The organism is Herbaspirillum sp. Her2, assembly GCF_057961375.1.
Genome location: NZ_CM176331.1, coordinates 119,998 through 136,100 on the forward strand (window position 1 = coordinate 119,998; position 16,103 = coordinate 136,100).

Genomic DNA, 16,103 nt, shown 5'->3' on the forward strand with positions numbered 1-16,103 from the left:
GAGTCACTCCTCGTCCAGTCGCGCCAGCCGCCGCATGGCTTGCGGCGGTTGGCCGAACAGCCGCAGGCAGGCGCGCCGCATGCGCTCGGCATCGCCAAAGCCGGTGGCGCGGGCGATGCTCTCCAGGCTGTCCTGTGATTGTTCGATGCGCAGCCGCGCCGCTTCTGCGCGCATCTGTTCGATGGCGCGCGCCGGGGTCTGGCCGGTCTCGGCCGCAAAGCTGCGATCGAACTGGCGGCGACTGAGACAGGCCACTTCGGCCAGCGTGTCGACGGTCACTTCCTGATGCAGATGCGCGCGCGCAAAACTGAGTGCGCGGCGGATGCGCTCCGAGCCCCCATCCATTTCCTGCAAGGCCGAGAATTGTGACTGGCCGCCCGGACGGCGGTGATACACCACCAGTTCGCGCGCCACCGATTTGGCCAGTTCCGCACCGTGGTCTTCCTCGATCAGGGCCAGCGCCAGGTCGATCCCGGCGGAAATGCCGGCCGAGGTCCACACCTTGCCATCGCAGGAATAAATGCGGTCGCTATCTACTTTCACCAGCGGATGCATCTGCTGCAGCTTGGCCGCCATGCGCCAGTGTGTGGTGGCGCGCTTGCCATCGAGCAGTCCGGCGGCCGCCAGCACGAAGGCCCCGGTGCATACACCGGCGATGCGGCGCGAACGGCTGGCTGCGCGCAGGATGTAGCGACGCAGTGCCTCGGACACCAGCCCCTCGCGCGGCGCACCGCCCCCCGCCACCACCAGCGTATCGAAACTGGCGCGGCCAATGCGCTCGGTCTGGATCATCGCCCCGGCCGAACTGCGGATCAGGCCGCCCGGCTCGGAATGCAGCGTGATCCGGTAGAGCGCGCGTCCACTCACGCGGTTGGCGGCATCGAAGGCCGACAGCGGGCCGGTGAAATCGAGCATGCTGCAATCGGCAAAAATGAGGAAGGCAATGTCGCGCGCGGGCATGGTGCAGAAAACGTCAAATGGCTGGTAATGCCGGAATTATGACATTCAAGCCATGCGGCTGCACGCCACACTGCAAGGCCTGATCCCTGATGGAGTCCACCTTGTCTACCTTATCCACTCATCCCGCCACCCTCCCCGGCAGCCCGTCCGCCCATCGCTGGAAGGTCCTGGCCGCAGGCGTTGCCGCCAATGCCAGTTTCTCGGCCGTGTTTTCCGGGATCCCCGTGACTTCGCTGGTGCTGCGCAGCGACTATCACCTGAGCAATGTGCAATTGGGCCTGGCGCTCGGGTTGCTGAGTCTGGGCGTGGCCTTGGGCGAACTGCCCTGGGGCGTGCTGACCGATCGCCTGGGGGACCGCAAGGTGCTGCTGGCTGGACTATTGGGGACCAGCGCCGCGCTGTGCCTGTTGATGGCGATGGCGCGGCCGGGGCAGGGCGGTTCGGCCTTCGTGTGGCTATGCGTTGGTCTAACGCTGGCAGGATTGCTCGGCGGCAGTGTCAACGGCGCCAGTGGACGCGCCATCATGGCCTGGTTCGCCGAGGGCGAGCGCGGACTCGCCATGAGTATCCGCCAGACGGCAGTGCCGCTCGGCGGCGGCATCGGCGCCTTGCTCTTGCCCACGCTGGCTGCGCGGGCCGGGTTCGGTGCGGTGTATGGCTTGCTGATGGCACTGTGCCTGGCCAGCGTCGCGCTGGTGTTGCTGTGGCTGCGCGAGCCGCACAAGGCATCACCCTCGCACACGGCAATTTCTCCTGCGATGCCGGCCTTGCGCAGTCCGTTGGTCTGGCGGCTGGCGCTGGGCACCGGCCTCTTGTGCGCGCCCCAGGTGGCGCTGATCAGCTTCGGCGGTATCTTCCTGCATGAAGTGGGGCAGGCCGGTCTGCTCCTCATCAGCGTGTTGCTGACGCTGGTGCAAGTGGGCGCGGCGGTGGCGCGCATCGCCAGTGGCCGCTGGACCGACCGGCGCGGCCAGCGCCGTCCTTATCTGCGTGCTTGCGCATTGGGCAGTGCGCTGCTGTTCCTGCTGCTCGGCGTGTCTTCTCTCAGCGGCTTCTCCATCTCGCTGCAATGGCTGGGCGGCGTGCTGGTGGCGGCGGGCGTGGTGGTCTCCGCATGGCATGGCGTGGCCTATACCGAACTGGCGGTGGCTGCGGGTCCGGCACAGGTTGGCACCGCGCTGGGGCTGGGCAACAGCTGCGTGTTCGGCGTCTTCTTCCTCACCGCCCAGGCCATTCCGCTGCTGCTGCACTGGCACGGCTGGCCCGCCGTGTGGATAGTCACGGCAGCGGTGGCCTTGCTGGTGTGGCCGCTGTTTCCACCTGCGCGCAAGGCACCGGCATCAAGCTGATCCGGCGAAAAAGACCTGTCTTAGACGACCGGTCTAATTTTCCGTTAGAATGGGCCGCATGCGAGAACACTACGACCACAACAAGCGCCACATCCTGCAAGCCGGCCATGCGCTCATTGCGCAGAAGGGCTACACCGGCGTCGGCCTGGCCGAGATCCTGGCGGCGGCGCAGATTCCCAAGGGTTCCTTCTATCACTACTTCGGATCGAAGGAACAATATGGCCGCGAACTGATCGAGCATTATGTGGCCGGCTACCTGGACCGGCTGGATCACGTCCTGTCCGACCGCAGCCAGGGCGGCAGCGCCCGCGAGCGCCTGCTGACCTACTGGGGCTACTGGCTGGAAAGCCAGTGCTGCGAAGAAGCCGAGCAGCGTTGCTTGGTGGTCAAGCTCTCCGCCGAAGTGGCCGACCTCTCCGACGACATGCGCCAGGTACTGCACGGCGGCACGCAGCGTTTCATCGAACGCATCGCCGCTTGCATCGAGGAAGGCATCGCCGAAGGCTCGCTGCACACCGTGCTGCAACCGCTGGCCACGGCCACCATGCTGTACCAGCAGTGGCTGGGTGCCAGCCTGCTGTCCAAGCTGGGCCGTGACCGCGCACCGATGGAAGCGGCCATGCTGGTCACGCGGCACGTGCTGGTCGCGCCGCAGTAATCAAGCCATATCAGGCCAGAAGGATTCGATGGCGCGCCGCGCCTCTCAATGAACCGAATACGGAAAGGATTTCCATGACTCAATTGCCCAAGACCAACCGCCGCATCGTCCTCGCTTCGCGTCCCGCTGCCGCTCCCACCGCCGAGAATTTCCGCCTGGAAGAAGTGGCCATTCCGGAAGTACAGGAAGGCCAGATGCTGCTGCGCGGTGAATGGCTCTCGCTGGACCCCTACATGCGCGGCCGCATGAGTGATGCGCCTTCCTACGCACCGCCGGTGGAAATCGATGGCGTCATGACCGGCGGCGTGGTGTCGCGCGTGGTCACCTCGCGCCATCCCGATTTCAAGGAAGGCGACCTGGTCATGGCCTATACCGGCTGGCAGGAATACGCCATCTCCGACGGCAGCGGTGCCAACAAGCTGCCCGCCGATTTCGCCCATCCCTCGCATGCGTTGGGCGTGCTGGGCATGCCCGGCTACACCGCCTACGCCGGCCTGATCGACATCGGCCAGCCGCGCGCCGGTGAAACCGTGGTCGTGGCCGCCGCTACCGGTGCGGTCGGTTCGCTGGTCGGCCAGATCGCCAAGCAGCGTGGCTGCCACGTGGTCGGTATTGCGGGTGGCGCACAGAAGTGTGAATCGGCGGTCAAGGAACTGGGCTTCGATGCCTGTATCGACCACCGTGCGCCTGACTTTGCCGAGCAACTGAAAGCGGCTTGCCCGCGCGGCATCGACGTGTATTTCGAAAACGTCGGCGGTGCCGTGCTCGATGCCGTCATCCCGCTGCTCAACATCCATGCCCGCGTGCCGGTGTGCGGCCTGATCGCCCACTACAACGGCGGCGGCCTGGCCACCGAGAGCAGCGCCATCCTGCGCCGCCTGCTGACCCAGCGCATCCGCGTGCAGGGCTTCATCATCTTCGACTACTACGTCAATCGTCCCGACCTGTATGCGGCCTTCCAGAAGGAAGTCGGCACCTGGCTCAAGGAAGGCAAGCTGCACTACCGCGAAGACGTGGTGCAAGGCCTGGAGAAGGCCCCTGAAGCCTTCATGGGCCTGCTGCAAGGCAAGAACTTCGGCAAGCTGGTGGTGAAGCTGGACTGAGTCCGCTCACCGTCCACAGCACGCCTCTTCCGGGGAAGCTACCCGGCCACCGGCACGGCCTGCGAAGGCCGTGCCGACTCGACAAGGATTCCTGCATGATTCCGTTTTCCGTCCTCGATCTGTCGCCGATCAACCAGGGCAGCACCGCCGGCCAGGCCTTCAACAACAGCAAGGAACTGGCACAGCGCGCCGAAGCCCTGGGCTACAAACGCTACTGGCTGGCCGAGCACCACAACATGCCCGGCATCGCCAGCGCGGCCACGTCCCTGGTGATCTCGCATGTGGCGGCCAACACCAAAACCATCCGCGTCGGCTCGGGCGGCATCATGCTGCCCAACCACTCACCGCTGGTCATCGCCGAGCAGTTCGGCACGCTGGAGTCGCTCTATCCCGGCCGCATCGACCTGGGCCTGGGCCGTGCGCCAGGTTCCGACCAGCGCACCGCGCGCGCCCTGCGCCGCCACATGGGCGGGGATACGGCAGACAACTTCCCGCAGGACGTCATCGAACTGCAGGAATATTTCGACGAGCCCTCGGACTACCAGAACCTGCGCGCCGTTCCGGGCAGTGGCCTCAAAGTGCCAATCTGGCTGCTGGGTTCCAGCATGTTCAGCGCGCAGCTGGCGGCAGAACTGGGTTTGCCGTTTGCCTTCGCGTCGCACTTCGCGCCGGGCTTCATGAAGTCGGCCGTGCAGATCTACCGCGAGCGCTTCAAGCCCTCGGCCACCTTGAAGAAGCCTTACGTGATGCTGGCCCTGAACGTCTTCGCCGCCGATACCCAGCGCGAAGCCGAGCGTCTCTTCACCTCGCTGCAGCAGCAGTTCCTCAATCTCATCCGGGGCACGCCCGGCCAGCTGCGCCCGCCGGTGGATGACATCGATGCCCTGTGGCAGCCGGGTGAACAGGCCCATGTCGAGCGCTCTCTGTCCTGCGCCGTGGTCGGTGACCGCGAGACCGTGGAAGAAGGCCTGCAAGCCTTCATCGATGAACATGCGCCCGATGAGCTCATCATCACCGCGCAGATCTACGATCACGCGGCGCGCCTGCACTCCTTCGAGATTGCAGCACAAGCGCGGCAGGCATTGAAGGAATCGGTCACGATCTGATCGACGGTTTGCACGTAAAAATGGCGGCAGGGACTTCATTCCTTGCCGCCATTTTTTCATCCCTGCGAGGTGATGCAGGTGATGCGGGTGATGCGGGTGATGACCTTATTCCATCCCCAGCATCCGTGCCAGGCTGTTGCCGCTCTTTTCGCTGACCAGGTGAATGTGTTCCTCCAGCGAGACCAGATGCGCTTCCATGGCCGCCACCGCACCCTCGCTATCGCCGCGCTCGATCAGGTCGACGATATGGGTGTGTTCATCATGCTCGCAGGCCGCATACCCGGCCGGCTCATGCAGCGCCACGATCAGCGAGCAGCGTGACACCAGTTCGCCCAGATAGCGCTGCAGCGTGGCATTGCGCGACAGCTCGGCCACCCGCATGTGGAAAGATGAGGCCAGGCGCGCCCAGTGGGTCTGCGCATAGCTGTGCATGACCTGGTGCTCTTCCTTCAGCTGGCGGCGCAGCTTGGCCAGGTCGGCGCGCGTCGCATTGCGCACGGCCAGCCGCATGATGGCGCCTTCCAGTGCGCGCCGTGCCTCGAAGATCTCGCGGGTCTCTTCCGGTGTCGGCATGGCCACCACGGCACCGCGATTGGGCCGCAACTCCACGATGTGTTCGTGCGCCAGTTTCTGCAGCGCCTTCTGCACCACCGTGCGCCCCACGCCGAACAGTTCGCACAGCGCCGCCTCCGGCAGCTTGGTGCCAGGGGTGAGGCGCTGGCTCATCACGCTGTCGAAGACGGTCTGGTAGATGCGCACGATGATGTCCTCGCCCGCTTCGCCTTCCAGTACCAGGGGCGCGGTATCGGCCAGGTCGTCGTGCCGCACGCGCGGACGGCCGGCGCGGCTCTGGCGGGCCGGTGCCGCTGCCGGTTTGGTGGCGTGCTCCTGGGACTTGCCAGTGCGGGAAGTCGGCTTGGCCGTCTTGCGGGGAGAGAGGTCGCTCATCGTCTAGTCATGGGGTGGATCATGCCCGGTCTTACTGCGCTGCCTGCAGGCTGCGCCACAGGCGCGTCGCCAGCCCGATCAGGGCCAGGTCGCTGCCGGCCGGGCCGAGCAATGATACGCCGATCGGCAGTCCGGCGGGAGTGGTGAAGGGCATGCTCACCTGCGGCAAGCCCGCCAGTCCGGCCACGCAGGTCAGGCGGAAGGTGCGCGCACGCACCTGGTCGATCTCGGCGGCGCTGGCATCGCGCAAGGGCGCCACGCTGGAGGCCGAGGGAATCACCGCTACCCCGTCAGCGCCCAGCAGGGAGCGCACGCGATGCCGCACCAGATCCTGTTTCTCGCGCGCGGCGCGGGCGGTGTCGGCGCTGATGTTCTGCGCCATGTCCCAGCGCGCCTGCACCGCCGGACCGAACACCGGACGCGCCGAACTGATCCACGCTCCATGGCATTGCCAGGCATCGAAGGCCGAGGCATGGATGTAGGCCAGGCGCCATTTCTCCAGTTCGCCTTCGTCGCCCGACAGGCGCATGTGCTGGCCGGACATTTCGCTGCGCAGCGCATCGTAGACCCGCTGCACTACGGGGTGGAAATCGGCCTCGGCCAGTTCCAGCATGTCGAAGGGCAGCAGGACCTGGCGCAAGGGCAGCGTGCCGGTCTTGGGCAAGAGGACCTGGCCGACGCGCTCGAAGGTGCCGGCATCATGGGCCAGCCAGGTGGCCGTATCGAAGCTGGGGCACAGCGGTGCCATATTGGCCGTGGAGAGCAGGCCGAAGCTGGTGCGCAGGCCCCACACGCCGCAATAGCTGGCCGGCACGCGGGTCGAGCCGCCGGTATCGGTGCCCAGCGCGAAGTCGCACAGGCGCGCGGCCACCGCAGCGGCCGAGCCACTGGAGGAGCCGCCCGGCACGCGCTCCGGTGCGGCGCTGTTGACCGGCGTGCCGTAATGATGGTTGTCGCCGTGGATGCTGTAGGCCAGTTCATCGGTCAGGGTCTTGCCGACCAGGGTGGCGCCGGCCTGCAGCAATTGATCCACCAGGGCATTGCTGCGGGTGGGGATGGGGTGGCTGCGCAGCCAGTCCGGGTTGCCGGCGCCGGTCGGGTGCCCGGCCACATCAAACAAGTCCTTGGCGGCGAAGCGCAATCCGGCCAGCGGGCCACGGGCGGCGCCCGGCAGGGTGAAGCGGCCATGCGGCACGAAGGCGCCCACGTGGTCATTGATCTCGAAAGCGGTGGTGCGGGTGGCCGTGGCCTGGGCAGTGCTCAATTCATTCTCCTGATGCGTCATGCCGGCTCAGAACGGCTGGCGTAATTGTTCGAGGCTGTCCACGTGGTCGCAGATCGCGCCGGGTGTGGTGAACCAGATCTCGCCGCGATCGCGCGCCGCCGCCAGGTGCTGCAGGGCGGTGCGCAGATGGCGCAGGCGATAAGGCTGGCCGACCAGGTAGGGATGCAGGGCAATGCCCATCACCAGTGGCTGGCGCAACGCCTGTTCGCGCATCTCGTCGAAGTTGTCCACGATCATGCGGGCGAAGTCGCGGCCATCCATCTGGCGCGCCACGATCATGGGGATGTCGTTCAATTCCTGCGGATAGGGAATCGACCACAGCGTCTCGCCGGTGCGGGTGCGCATGCGTACCGGCTGGTCGTCATGGGCCCAGTTCAGGTTGTAGCGATAGCCGGTTTCCTGCAGCAGGTCGGGCGTGACCAGACTCTCCGAAATCCAGGGCGAGAGCCAGCCCGTGGGCTCTACCCCGCTCTCAGCCTGGATGCGGGTGCGGCAGTGGCGCAGCAGGGCCGCTTCGGCTTCCTCGTCCAGCGTGCCTTGCTGATGCGCATTGGTGTGGCCGTGACCAATCAGTTCATCGCCGCGCGCGGCGACGGCTTCCACCAGTTCCGGGCAATGATCGTAGAGCGCGGTGTTGATGAGCACGCCGGCCGGCAGGCCCAGTTGTTCGAACAGTTCCAGGCAGCGCCAGGCGCCGACACGGTTGCCGTATTCTCGCCAGGCATAGTTGAGGACGTCCGGCTCCGGACAGACCGGCCCCAGCTTGGGCCCCAGTCCCTCGCCGAAGGCAAAGTGCTCGATGTTGAAGCCCAGGTACACCGCCAGTCTTGCGCCATTGGGCCAGCAGTAATCAGGCCGGCGATGGATGGGCGAATAGCCGAAGCGGCCATGCGAGCGCAGCACGCCATAGGCATCCCGTCCATCATCATGGCCCAGCGCTTCGCCCGCATTGGGCGGCAGAATCGTCGCTTGCATGCGGCCTCCTTACAGCTCGGCCAGGCCGGCGCGCACCAGCAGGCGTTCGGCACTGTCGTTCCACACATCCATCTGCACGATCAGCCCGTGGCGGATCACGTAGCGGTCCACGTAGCGATTGCCTTCGAAGGCCTCGCCATCGGGCCACACGCCAAACAGCGTGCCACGGTTGTAGACGATGGCTTGTTCGACCGTGGCACCGGCTACCACTTCGGTGCCCTCGAAACGCTTCTTGACCCAGCCATAGCGCGTGGCGTTGAAGGCCGCGCATTGCGCCGGGTCGATCATTTCCCGGCCGCCGGTAAAGCGGATCTTCAGCTCCGGCGAGACGAAGCGGCGCGCGGCCACCGGGTCGGGAATCATCAGCACGCGCAGGTATTCGTCCACCAGGGCGGCCGGATCATAGGGCAGGGGAGGCAGGGTTGTTCCCTGTCCGGTGATTGATGATGGTGCGGCGTGCATCATTTTCTCCATGGTTTGCACAAGCATTGTGCATTATTGAATGCAAGTTAAATATCCGATCAGCAGCAATATGCCGTATTTAATGCCGTCACTATTAGAGAGATATTGTCGGCAAAAATTAATGCTTCCTGCTGCGCTTGGCATAGCCCTTGCATAAGTCATGCCGGGCAAAGCCACACACTCACTTCTCGGAACCTTATGGAGGCAACACCATGATTCGCCTGACCCGCCGTACCCTCATCGCCGCCGCAGCCGCCACCCTCGCCGCCGCGCTGTCGCCGCTGGCACTGGCCGCCGACCCCATCAAGATCGGCCTGGTCACGGCCCTTTCCGGCCAGTCGGCCCAGGCCGGCGAAGCCTTGACGCGCGGCATGAGCATCGCCATCGACGAGATCAACGCCAAGGGCGGCCTGCTGGGCGGGCGCAAGCTGGAACTGGTGCGCCGCGATGACGAAGGCAATCCGGCCAAGGGCGTGGTGGCCGCGCGCGAACTGATCTTCAAGGAAAAGGTGACGGTGCTGTTCGGGGGCCTGGATACGCCGGTCTCGATGGCCATCGTGCCCATCATCAACCAGGAGAAAGTGCCCTTCGTCGGCCCCTGGGCAGCCGGCACCGGTGTGACCAAGAATGGTGCCAACCCCAACTACGCCTTCCGCGTCTCGGCGGTGGATGAACTGGTGGACAAGGCCATGCTCAACTACGCGCAAAAGACCTTCAAGAGCAGCAAGGCCGGCCTGATCCTGGTCAACAACCCGTGGGGCGAATCGAATGAAAAAGGCATCGTCGCCGCGCTCGCCGAGAAAGGCCTGAAGCCGGCCGGCATCGAGAAATTCGAAGCCAGCGACGTCGACGTGGTGCCGCAACTGAGCCGCCTGAAGGCGGCCGGTGCCGACACCCTGTATCTGGTCGGCAACGTCGGCCCCTCGGCCCAGGTGGTCAAGTCGCTCGACCGCATGGGCTGGAAGGTGCCGGTGGTCTCGCACTGGGGACCGGCCGGCGGCCGCTTCACCGAACTGGCCGGACCGAACGCGAAGAACGTGCACTTCATCCAGACCTTCAGCTTCTTCGGCAAGCTCTCGCCGGTGGGCGAGAAGGTGGTGGCCGAACTGAAGGCCAAGTACCCCGCCATTAAGGGCCCGGACGACATCAGCCCGGCCGTGGGTGTGGCCAATGCCTATGACGGCATGCAGCTGGCCGCACTGGCCATCGCCAAGGCCGGCTCCACCAACGGCGATGCGGTGCGCGAAGGCTTCTACAAGATCGATCGTTATGAAGGCCTGATCAAGACCTACGTCAAGCCCTTCAGCCCGACCGTGCATGACGCCCTGCAAGCCGATGACTACGTCTGGGCGCAATTCATCGACAACCGCATCCTGCCGGTTGGCCTGGCCCAGTAACACCTTTTGCAAAGACGATGCGCCGCCGCTGCCTGCATGAGCGGGCAGGGTGGCGCCAGGAGAACGCGATGCTGCTGTTGTCGGCACTGATCAGCGGATTCGGACTGGGCAGCATGTACGGTCTGATGGCGCTGGGTTTTTACATGACGTATGCCGTCTCCGGCACCGTCAATTTTGCGCAGGGCAGTTCCATGATGCTGGGGGCCGTGCTGTGCTTCACCTTCGCCCAGACGCTGGGCTGGCCGATGTGGCTGGCCATCGTGCTGGCGCTGGCCGCCTGCGCGCTCTACGGCATGCTGGTCGAGGTACTGGCCGTGCGTCCCTTCGCGCGCCAGGGCTCCAATGCCTGGCTGATGTCCACCGTGGCCCTGGGCATCGTGCTGGACAACCTGGTCATGCATACCTTCGGCAAGGAACCGCGCAGCCTGCCTTCGCCGCTGGCGCTGTCCTCCATCGAACTGGGCGGCATGGGGCTGGGCGTGTATCCGCTGCACCTTCTCATTCCCGCCATCGGCCTGGCGCTGGCCGCACTGCTGCACACCATCTCGCGCCGCACGCGCTGGGGCACGGCCCTGCTGGCCGTGGTGCAGAACCGTGATGCGGCGCGCCTGATGGGCATCCCGATCACGCGCGCCATCGCGGTCGCCTTCGCGCTCTCGACACTGCTGGCCGGCGTGGCGGGCATGCTGATTGCGCCGCTGTTCAACGTCAATGCCGACATGGGCACGCTGTTCGGCCTCAAGGCCTTTGCCGTGGCCATCCTCGGCGGCATCACCAGCGCCTGGGGCGTGATGATCGCGGGCCTGCTGTTTGGCATGGCCGAGGCGCTCATCACGGCCACCCTCGGTTCCGGCTATACCCAGATCATCACCTTCGCGCTGGTGATCGCGGTGCTGGCCATTCGTCCCAATGGCCTGTTCGGCCGCGCACAGGTGAAAAAGGTATGAATCGCTTACCCCATTCCATCGCCCGCAGCCTGCAGGCGGCGGCGCATCCGGCAGCGGCTCCTGCGGCAGGCAGGATCAAGCTCGGGCTGGGCACGCCGGCTGCGCTGGCGTTTTCTGCCGTCGGCCTGATCGCGGCCATCACGCTGGCCTTGTCGATCAACAGCTACTACGTCTTCGTGCTGGCCGGCATCGCCCTGGTGGCCATCGTCGGCATAGGACTCAATGTGCTCATCGGGCTGACCGGCCAGGTTTCCTTCGGCCATGTCGGCTTCTACGCCGTCGGTGCCTATACGGTCGCCATCCTCACCACCAAGGCCGGACTCTCCTTCTGGCTGGCCTGGCCGCTGGCGGCCGTGGTGGCGGGGGCGCTGGGCGTGCTGCTGGCCTTGCCGGCGCTGCGCGTGAAGGGGCCGTACCTGGCGATGATCACGATTGCCTTCAGCTTCATCATCCAGCACGCCATCATCGAACTGCGCGACCTGACCGGCGGACAGAACGGCATCATGGGCCTGGCGGCCCCTGCCTTCCTGGGGTTGCAGGCAGAGCGAGCAATTGCGGTGCTGGGCTTGATCACCGCTGCTGCAGTGCTGGCTGCCTACTGCTGGCTCTCGCGCGGCAGCTGGGGCGCGGCCATGCGCGCGGTGCGCGACAGCGAGACGGCCGCCGAATCCATCGGCCTGAATCCGCTGGTCATCAAGACCGTGGCCTTTGCACTCTCGGCGGCACTGGCCGGTCTGGCCGGCGGTCTCTTCGCGCCGCTCTCCACCTTCGTCACACCGGATACCTTCAGCTTCATGCAGTCCATCCTGTTCGTGCTGGTGGTGGTGCTGGGCGGCTCGGGCTCCATCCTCGGTCCGGTGATCGGTGCCGTCATCGTGGGGGCCTTGCCGGAATTGCTCTCCAGCCTGGAAGACTATCGCCTGCTTTTCTTCGGTGCCTTGCTGCTGCTGGTACTGTGGGTGGCGCCCGATGGCGTGACCGGCCTGCTGGGCAAGCTGGCGGCACGCCTGCGCAGGCCGGTGGAGGCCGTTCCCGCTGCCGCCTTGCAGGAGGATGCGGAAGAGGTCGCGCTGCCGGTACGCGCGCGCCGCACCCTCGCTGCCGACGGCCTGACCATGGTATTCGGCGGTGTGCGGGCCGTCAGCGATCTCGGCTTCGAGGTCCCCGGCGGTGCCGTCACCAGCCTCATCGGTCCGAATGGTGCAGGCAAGACCACGGCGCTGAACATGCTCTCCGGTTTCTATCGTCCCAGCGCCGGACAGTTCACGCTGGGCCAGACGCCGCTGGCAGGGCTGCCCGCCTTCCGCATTGCGCGCCACGGCGTGGCCCGCACTTACCAGACCTCGCAACTGTTCGGCAGCCTCACGGTGGCCGACAACGTGGCCCTGGCCTGTGGCCGCGGGCGTCTGGGCGGACTGCTGTCGGCGCGGGGTTTCGTCTCCGGCGAAGTGCGTGCGCGTTGCCGCCAGCTGCTCGACTTCTGCGGCTATCGCGGTGCGCTCGATATCCCCAGCGCCGATCTGGCCCACGTTGACCGCCGCCTGGTGGAAATCGCGCGCGCGCTCGCGGCCGATCCCGATGTGCTGCTGCTGGACGAACCCGCTGCCGGTCTCTCGCGCGAAGACAAGACCCTGCTGGCGCAATTGCTGACCCGCATCGCCGAGGCCGGCATCAGTGTGGTGGTGGTCGAGCATGACATGGAACTGGTGATGCAGATCTCGCGCCGCATCGTCGTGCTCGATGCCGGCCAGCGCCTGGCCATCGGCACGCCGCAGGAAGTGCAGAACGATCCGGCGGTGCGCAAGGCCTATCTCGGCGAGGGCACGCAACAGGCCGTGGCGGCCGTGCGCAACGCCGTCACTGGCGCGGACGAATTGCTGGGCGTGGGCGAGCTGGTCACCGGCTATGGGGCCGAACCGGTCCTGCACGGCATCAACCTGCAGGTGCGCCAGGGCGAGATGATTGCGCTGCTGGGCGCCAACGGTGCCGGCAAGTCCACCCTGATGCGCTCGCTGGCCGGGCTGCATCGGCCGGTGCAGGGCGGCATCCACGCCGGTGGCGTGAACCTCATGCACCTGCGCGCCGAACAGATCGTGCGCCACGGCGTAGTGCTGGTGCCGGAGGGACGGCAGGTGTTTCCCGAACTCTCGGTGCTGGACAATATCCGCCTCGGTGCCTTCCTCTATCCGCAGGATGTAGAGGCGCGCGTGGAAGACATGCTGGGCCGTTTCCCGCGCTTGCGCGAGCGCCTGCATCACCGTGCCGGGTTGCTCTCCGGTGGCGAGCAGCAGATGCTGGCCATTGCGCGCGGGCTGATGTCGCGTCCGCGCGTGCTGTTGCTGGATGAACCTTCGCTGGGCCTCGCCCCCAAGGTGATCGCCGAATTGTTTGCCGCCCTCGATCAACTGCGCCGCGAGAACATGACCATCGTGCTGGTGGACCAGATGGCGGCACTGGCGCTGTCACTGGCCGACCGCGCCTACGTCATCGAAGGCGGACGCGTGGTGGCGCAAGGTACGGCCGCCGAGATCGCCGCCAATGATGCGCTGGCCAAGGCCTATCTCGGCGCGCACTGACACTGAGTCACAGCAAGGATTGCACATGGAATCGACCCGTCCTTACGCCATCAACCTGCCCGACGTGGTGGCCGAAGTACGCCAAGCGTTTGCACGCTACGAAGTCGCGCTCACCACCAACCAGGTCGAAGTTCTCGATGAACTGTTTCTCGACGGCCCGCACACCGTGCGCTACGGTGCCACCGAGAATCTGGTCGGCACCGAGGCCATCCGCGCCTTCCGTCAGGGACGTTCACCGAAGAACCTGATGCGCAGCCTGCGCGCCACCGTCATCACCACATATGGCCGGGACTATGCGGTGGCCGATACCGAATTCATGCGCGAGGGTGAACCGCGCATCGGCCGCCAGAGCCACACCTGGCTGCGTTGCCCGCAAGGCTGGCGCATCGTGGCCGCGCACGTATCGTGGATGGATGCGCCCAAAGCGCCGGCCGCCTGAAAGCCCGGCCATCCGCAGGTATCATCCTCGCAGCAGTTTTTTCATCTCGACAAGAACATCAGGAGTCAGCCATGTTGTACAGCAAGACCTGTCTGGGCGGAATGGTCACCGCTCCCCATCACCTGGCCGCGCAGGCGGGCGCGCAGATCCTGCGCGAGGGTGGCAATGCGGTCGAAGCGATGGTCGCGGCCGCGGCCGCCATCGCCGTGGTCTATCCGCACATGAACGGCATCGGCGGCGATGGCTTCTGGGTCATCAGCGAACCGGGGCAGGAACCGGTGGCCATTCGCGCCTGCGGTCCCTCGGCGGCGCTGGCGACCAAGGAGTTCTATGCACAGCACGGCCACAGCGCCGTGCCCACGCGCGGGCCGCATGCGGCGCTGACGGTGGCCGGTGCGGTCGGTGGCTGGGCCGCGGCACTGGAGCATGCGCGCCGCTACGGCCGCGCGCTGCCGCTGCCGGTGCTGCTGGCCGATGCCATCCGCCATGCGAAGAACGGTGTGCCCATCACCCGCTCGCAACATGAACTGACCCGCGACAAGTGGGACGAGCTCAAAGACCAGCCCGGCTTTGCCGCCACCTATGCCGCCGACGGCATCCCGGCCCAAGGCAAGGTGCTGAAACAGTCAGCCCTGGCGGACAGCCTGTCGCGCCTGGCCGAGGCCGGTCTGGATGATTTCTATCGCGGCGATCTCGCGCAACGCCTTGCTGCAGGCCTGGAAGCGGCGGGCAGCCCGGTGCGCCGCAGCGACCTGGAAGCCTTCCGCGCGCAAGTGGTCAAGCCGCTGATGGTGCAGTTAACGTCAGGCCGCGTCTACAACCTGCCACCACCGACACAGGGCGTCTCGGCCCTGATGATCATCGGCCTGTTCGATCGTCTCGGCATCACGCAGGCCGAAGGCTTCGACCACATCCACGGTCTGGTGGAAGCCACCAAGCGCGCCTTCATTCTGCGCAACCAGCACGTCACCGATCCGGCCCACATGAGCGTGGATGCCGCGCACTGGCTGCTGGCCGAGGCGCTGGACCGGGAAGCCAAAGAGATCGACATGCAGCGCGCCGCCCCCTGGCCGCATCCGGCCAAGCCGGGCGACACCATCTGGATGGGCGCCGCCGACGCGCAAGGCCGCGTGGTGAGCTACATCCAGAGCATCTTCTGGGAATTCGGCAGCGGCGTGGTGGTGCCCGACACCGGCATCGTGTGGCAGAACCGGGGGGCCAGCTTCACCCTGGATGACGGGGCCAACCAGCTGCAACCGGGCAAGCTGCCCTTCCATACACTGAACCCCTCGCTGGCACGCCTCAACGATGGCCGCACCCTGGCCTACGGCACCATGGGCGGGGAAGGGCAGCCGCAGACGCAGGCAGCGGTCTTTACCCGTCACGTGCTGTTCGGGCAGAACCTGCAGGCGGCCGTGAGCGCACCGCGCTGGCTGCTGGGCCGCACCTGGGGCGATGTCTCCACCAACCTGAAGGTGGAGGGGCGGGTGCCGGCCGCCACCATCGACGCCCTGCGCCAGGCCGGCCATGAAGTGCAGGTGGTGGAGGACTACACCGACATGATGGGTCACGCCGGTGCCGTGTGCGTGCATCCGGACGGGCTGATCGAAGGGGCGACCGATCCGCGTGCCGATGGCGTGTGTGCCGGGGTCTGACGGGCTGCTCGTCCTTTCTGCATTGCCATCCTCTGCGCTCCCGGCACTGCCGGTGTGCGCGCCGCTTCTCGCGGAGGGCGAAGATCCTCACCAAGACTCGCCCTCCGTTGTCTTTTTGCATTTCCCGTTTGACAGGAAATGAGGCTTATTGCGCTCTTTTATCGCTTTTGTCTCCACTTTGAATCGAGAGGATTGATGAGTTTTTTGCCGTAGAAAAAAATTCTCGAAGTTTTTCTGGAAATG

Annotated in this window: 14 protein-coding genes; 9 read left to right on the forward strand and 5 right to left on the reverse strand. The window is 66.0% G+C overall.

Annotated features, from left to right (window positions below):
• Nucleotides 1-3: 3 nt before the first annotated feature.
• Nucleotides 4-960, reverse strand: coding sequence for a GlxA family transcriptional regulator (locus ACWHXP_RS00565; RefSeq protein WP_134223252.1), 957 nt, complete (start codon nt 958-960; stop codon nt 4-6).
• A gap of 101 nt (nt 961-1,061) precedes the next feature.
• Here ACWHXP_RS00565 and ACWHXP_RS00570 point away from each other — a divergent pair, with 101 nt between their 5' ends.
• The 4 genes from ACWHXP_RS00570 to ACWHXP_RS00585 all read left to right on the forward strand — a co-directional run bounded on the left by ACWHXP_RS00570 (nt 1,062) and on the right by ACWHXP_RS00585 (nt 5,176).
• Entirely contained in the window at nt 1,062-2,309 is a 1,248-nt protein-coding gene (locus tag ACWHXP_RS00570) for an MFS transporter (RefSeq protein ID WP_489634719.1), read from the forward strand.
• 58 nt (nt 2,310-2,367) lie between these two features.
• A complete protein-coding gene (locus ACWHXP_RS00575) occupies nt 2,368-2,967 on the forward strand; it encodes a TetR/AcrR family transcriptional regulator (RefSeq protein WP_039787399.1) in 600 nt (199 codons plus the stop codon).
• A gap of 74 nt (nt 2,968-3,041) precedes the next feature.
• A complete protein-coding gene (locus ACWHXP_RS00580; protein WP_489634718.1) occupies nt 3,042-4,070 on the forward strand; it encodes an NADP-dependent oxidoreductase in 1,029 nt (342 codons plus the stop codon).
• Between the two features lie 95 nt (nt 4,071-4,165).
• On the forward strand, nt 4,166-5,176 hold the full coding sequence (locus ACWHXP_RS00585) for an LLM class flavin-dependent oxidoreductase (RefSeq protein WP_489634717.1): 1,011 nt from the start codon (nt 4,166-4,168) through the stop codon (nt 5,174-5,176).
• A gap of 105 nt (nt 5,177-5,281) precedes the next feature.
• Here ACWHXP_RS00585 and ACWHXP_RS00590 read toward each other — a convergent pair whose 3' ends face one another.
• Genes ACWHXP_RS00590 through ACWHXP_RS00605 form a run of 4 tightly spaced genes read right to left on the reverse strand, consistent with a single transcriptional unit; the run spans nt 5,282 to nt 8,846 of the window.
• The gene (locus tag ACWHXP_RS00590; protein WP_204725962.1) at nt 5,282-6,124 is read right to left on the reverse strand and encodes a GntR family transcriptional regulator; all 843 of its coding nucleotides are present in this window, start codon (nt 6,122-6,124) and stop codon (nt 5,282-5,284) included.
• Nucleotides 6,125-6,155: 31 nt separating this feature from the next.
• Nucleotides 6,156-7,388: an amidase gene (locus tag ACWHXP_RS00595; RefSeq protein ID WP_489634716.1), complete on the reverse strand. Its 1,233-nt coding sequence runs from the start codon at nt 7,386-7,388 to the stop codon at nt 6,156-6,158.
• A gap of 27 nt (nt 7,389-7,415) precedes the next feature.
• A complete protein-coding gene (locus ACWHXP_RS00600; protein ID WP_489634715.1) occupies nt 7,416-8,384 on the reverse strand; it encodes a polysaccharide deacetylase family protein in 969 nt (322 codons plus the stop codon).
• A gap of 9 nt (nt 8,385-8,393) precedes the next feature.
• Nucleotides 8,394-8,846 (reverse strand): hypothetical protein, encoded by a 453-nt coding sequence (locus ACWHXP_RS00605; RefSeq protein WP_051156467.1) that lies wholly within the window; start codon nt 8,844-8,846, stop codon nt 8,394-8,396.
• 212 nt (nt 8,847-9,058) lie between these two features.
• Here ACWHXP_RS00605 and ACWHXP_RS00610 point away from each other — a divergent pair, with 212 nt between their 5' ends.
• The 5 genes from ACWHXP_RS00610 (at nt 9,059) to ACWHXP_RS00630 (ending at nt 15,860) form a co-directional block, all read left to right on the forward strand.
• Nucleotides 9,059-10,243 carry an ABC transporter substrate-binding protein gene (locus ACWHXP_RS00610; RefSeq protein ID WP_489634714.1) on the forward strand — a complete coding sequence of 395 codons (1,185 nt, stop codon included), beginning with the start codon at nt 9,059-9,061 and terminating at the stop codon, nt 10,241-10,243.
• A gap of 68 nt (nt 10,244-10,311) precedes the next feature.
• A complete protein-coding gene (locus tag ACWHXP_RS00615; protein WP_489634713.1) occupies nt 10,312-11,190 on the forward strand; it encodes a branched-chain amino acid ABC transporter permease in 879 nt (292 codons plus the stop codon).
• Nucleotides 11,187-13,766: a branched-chain amino acid ABC transporter ATP-binding protein/permease gene (locus tag ACWHXP_RS00620; RefSeq protein WP_489634712.1), complete on the forward strand. Its 2,580-nt coding sequence runs from the start codon at nt 11,187-11,189 to the stop codon at nt 13,764-13,766. The genes ACWHXP_RS00615 and ACWHXP_RS00620 overlap by 4 nt, the downstream gene beginning before the upstream one ends.
• A 25-nt stretch (nt 13,767-13,791) precedes the next feature.
• Complete coding sequence (hpxZ, locus tag ACWHXP_RS00625) at nt 13,792-14,205, forward strand: oxalurate catabolism protein HpxZ (protein ID WP_489634711.1); 414 nt, start codon at nt 13,792-13,794, stop codon at nt 14,203-14,205.
• A gap of 71 nt (nt 14,206-14,276) precedes the next feature.
• The gene (locus ACWHXP_RS00630; protein ID WP_489623718.1) at nt 14,277-15,860 is read left to right on the forward strand and encodes a gamma-glutamyltransferase family protein; all 1,584 of its coding nucleotides are present in this window, start codon (nt 14,277-14,279) and stop codon (nt 15,858-15,860) included.
• The last annotated feature ends 243 nt before the right edge of the window (nt 15,861-16,103 follow it).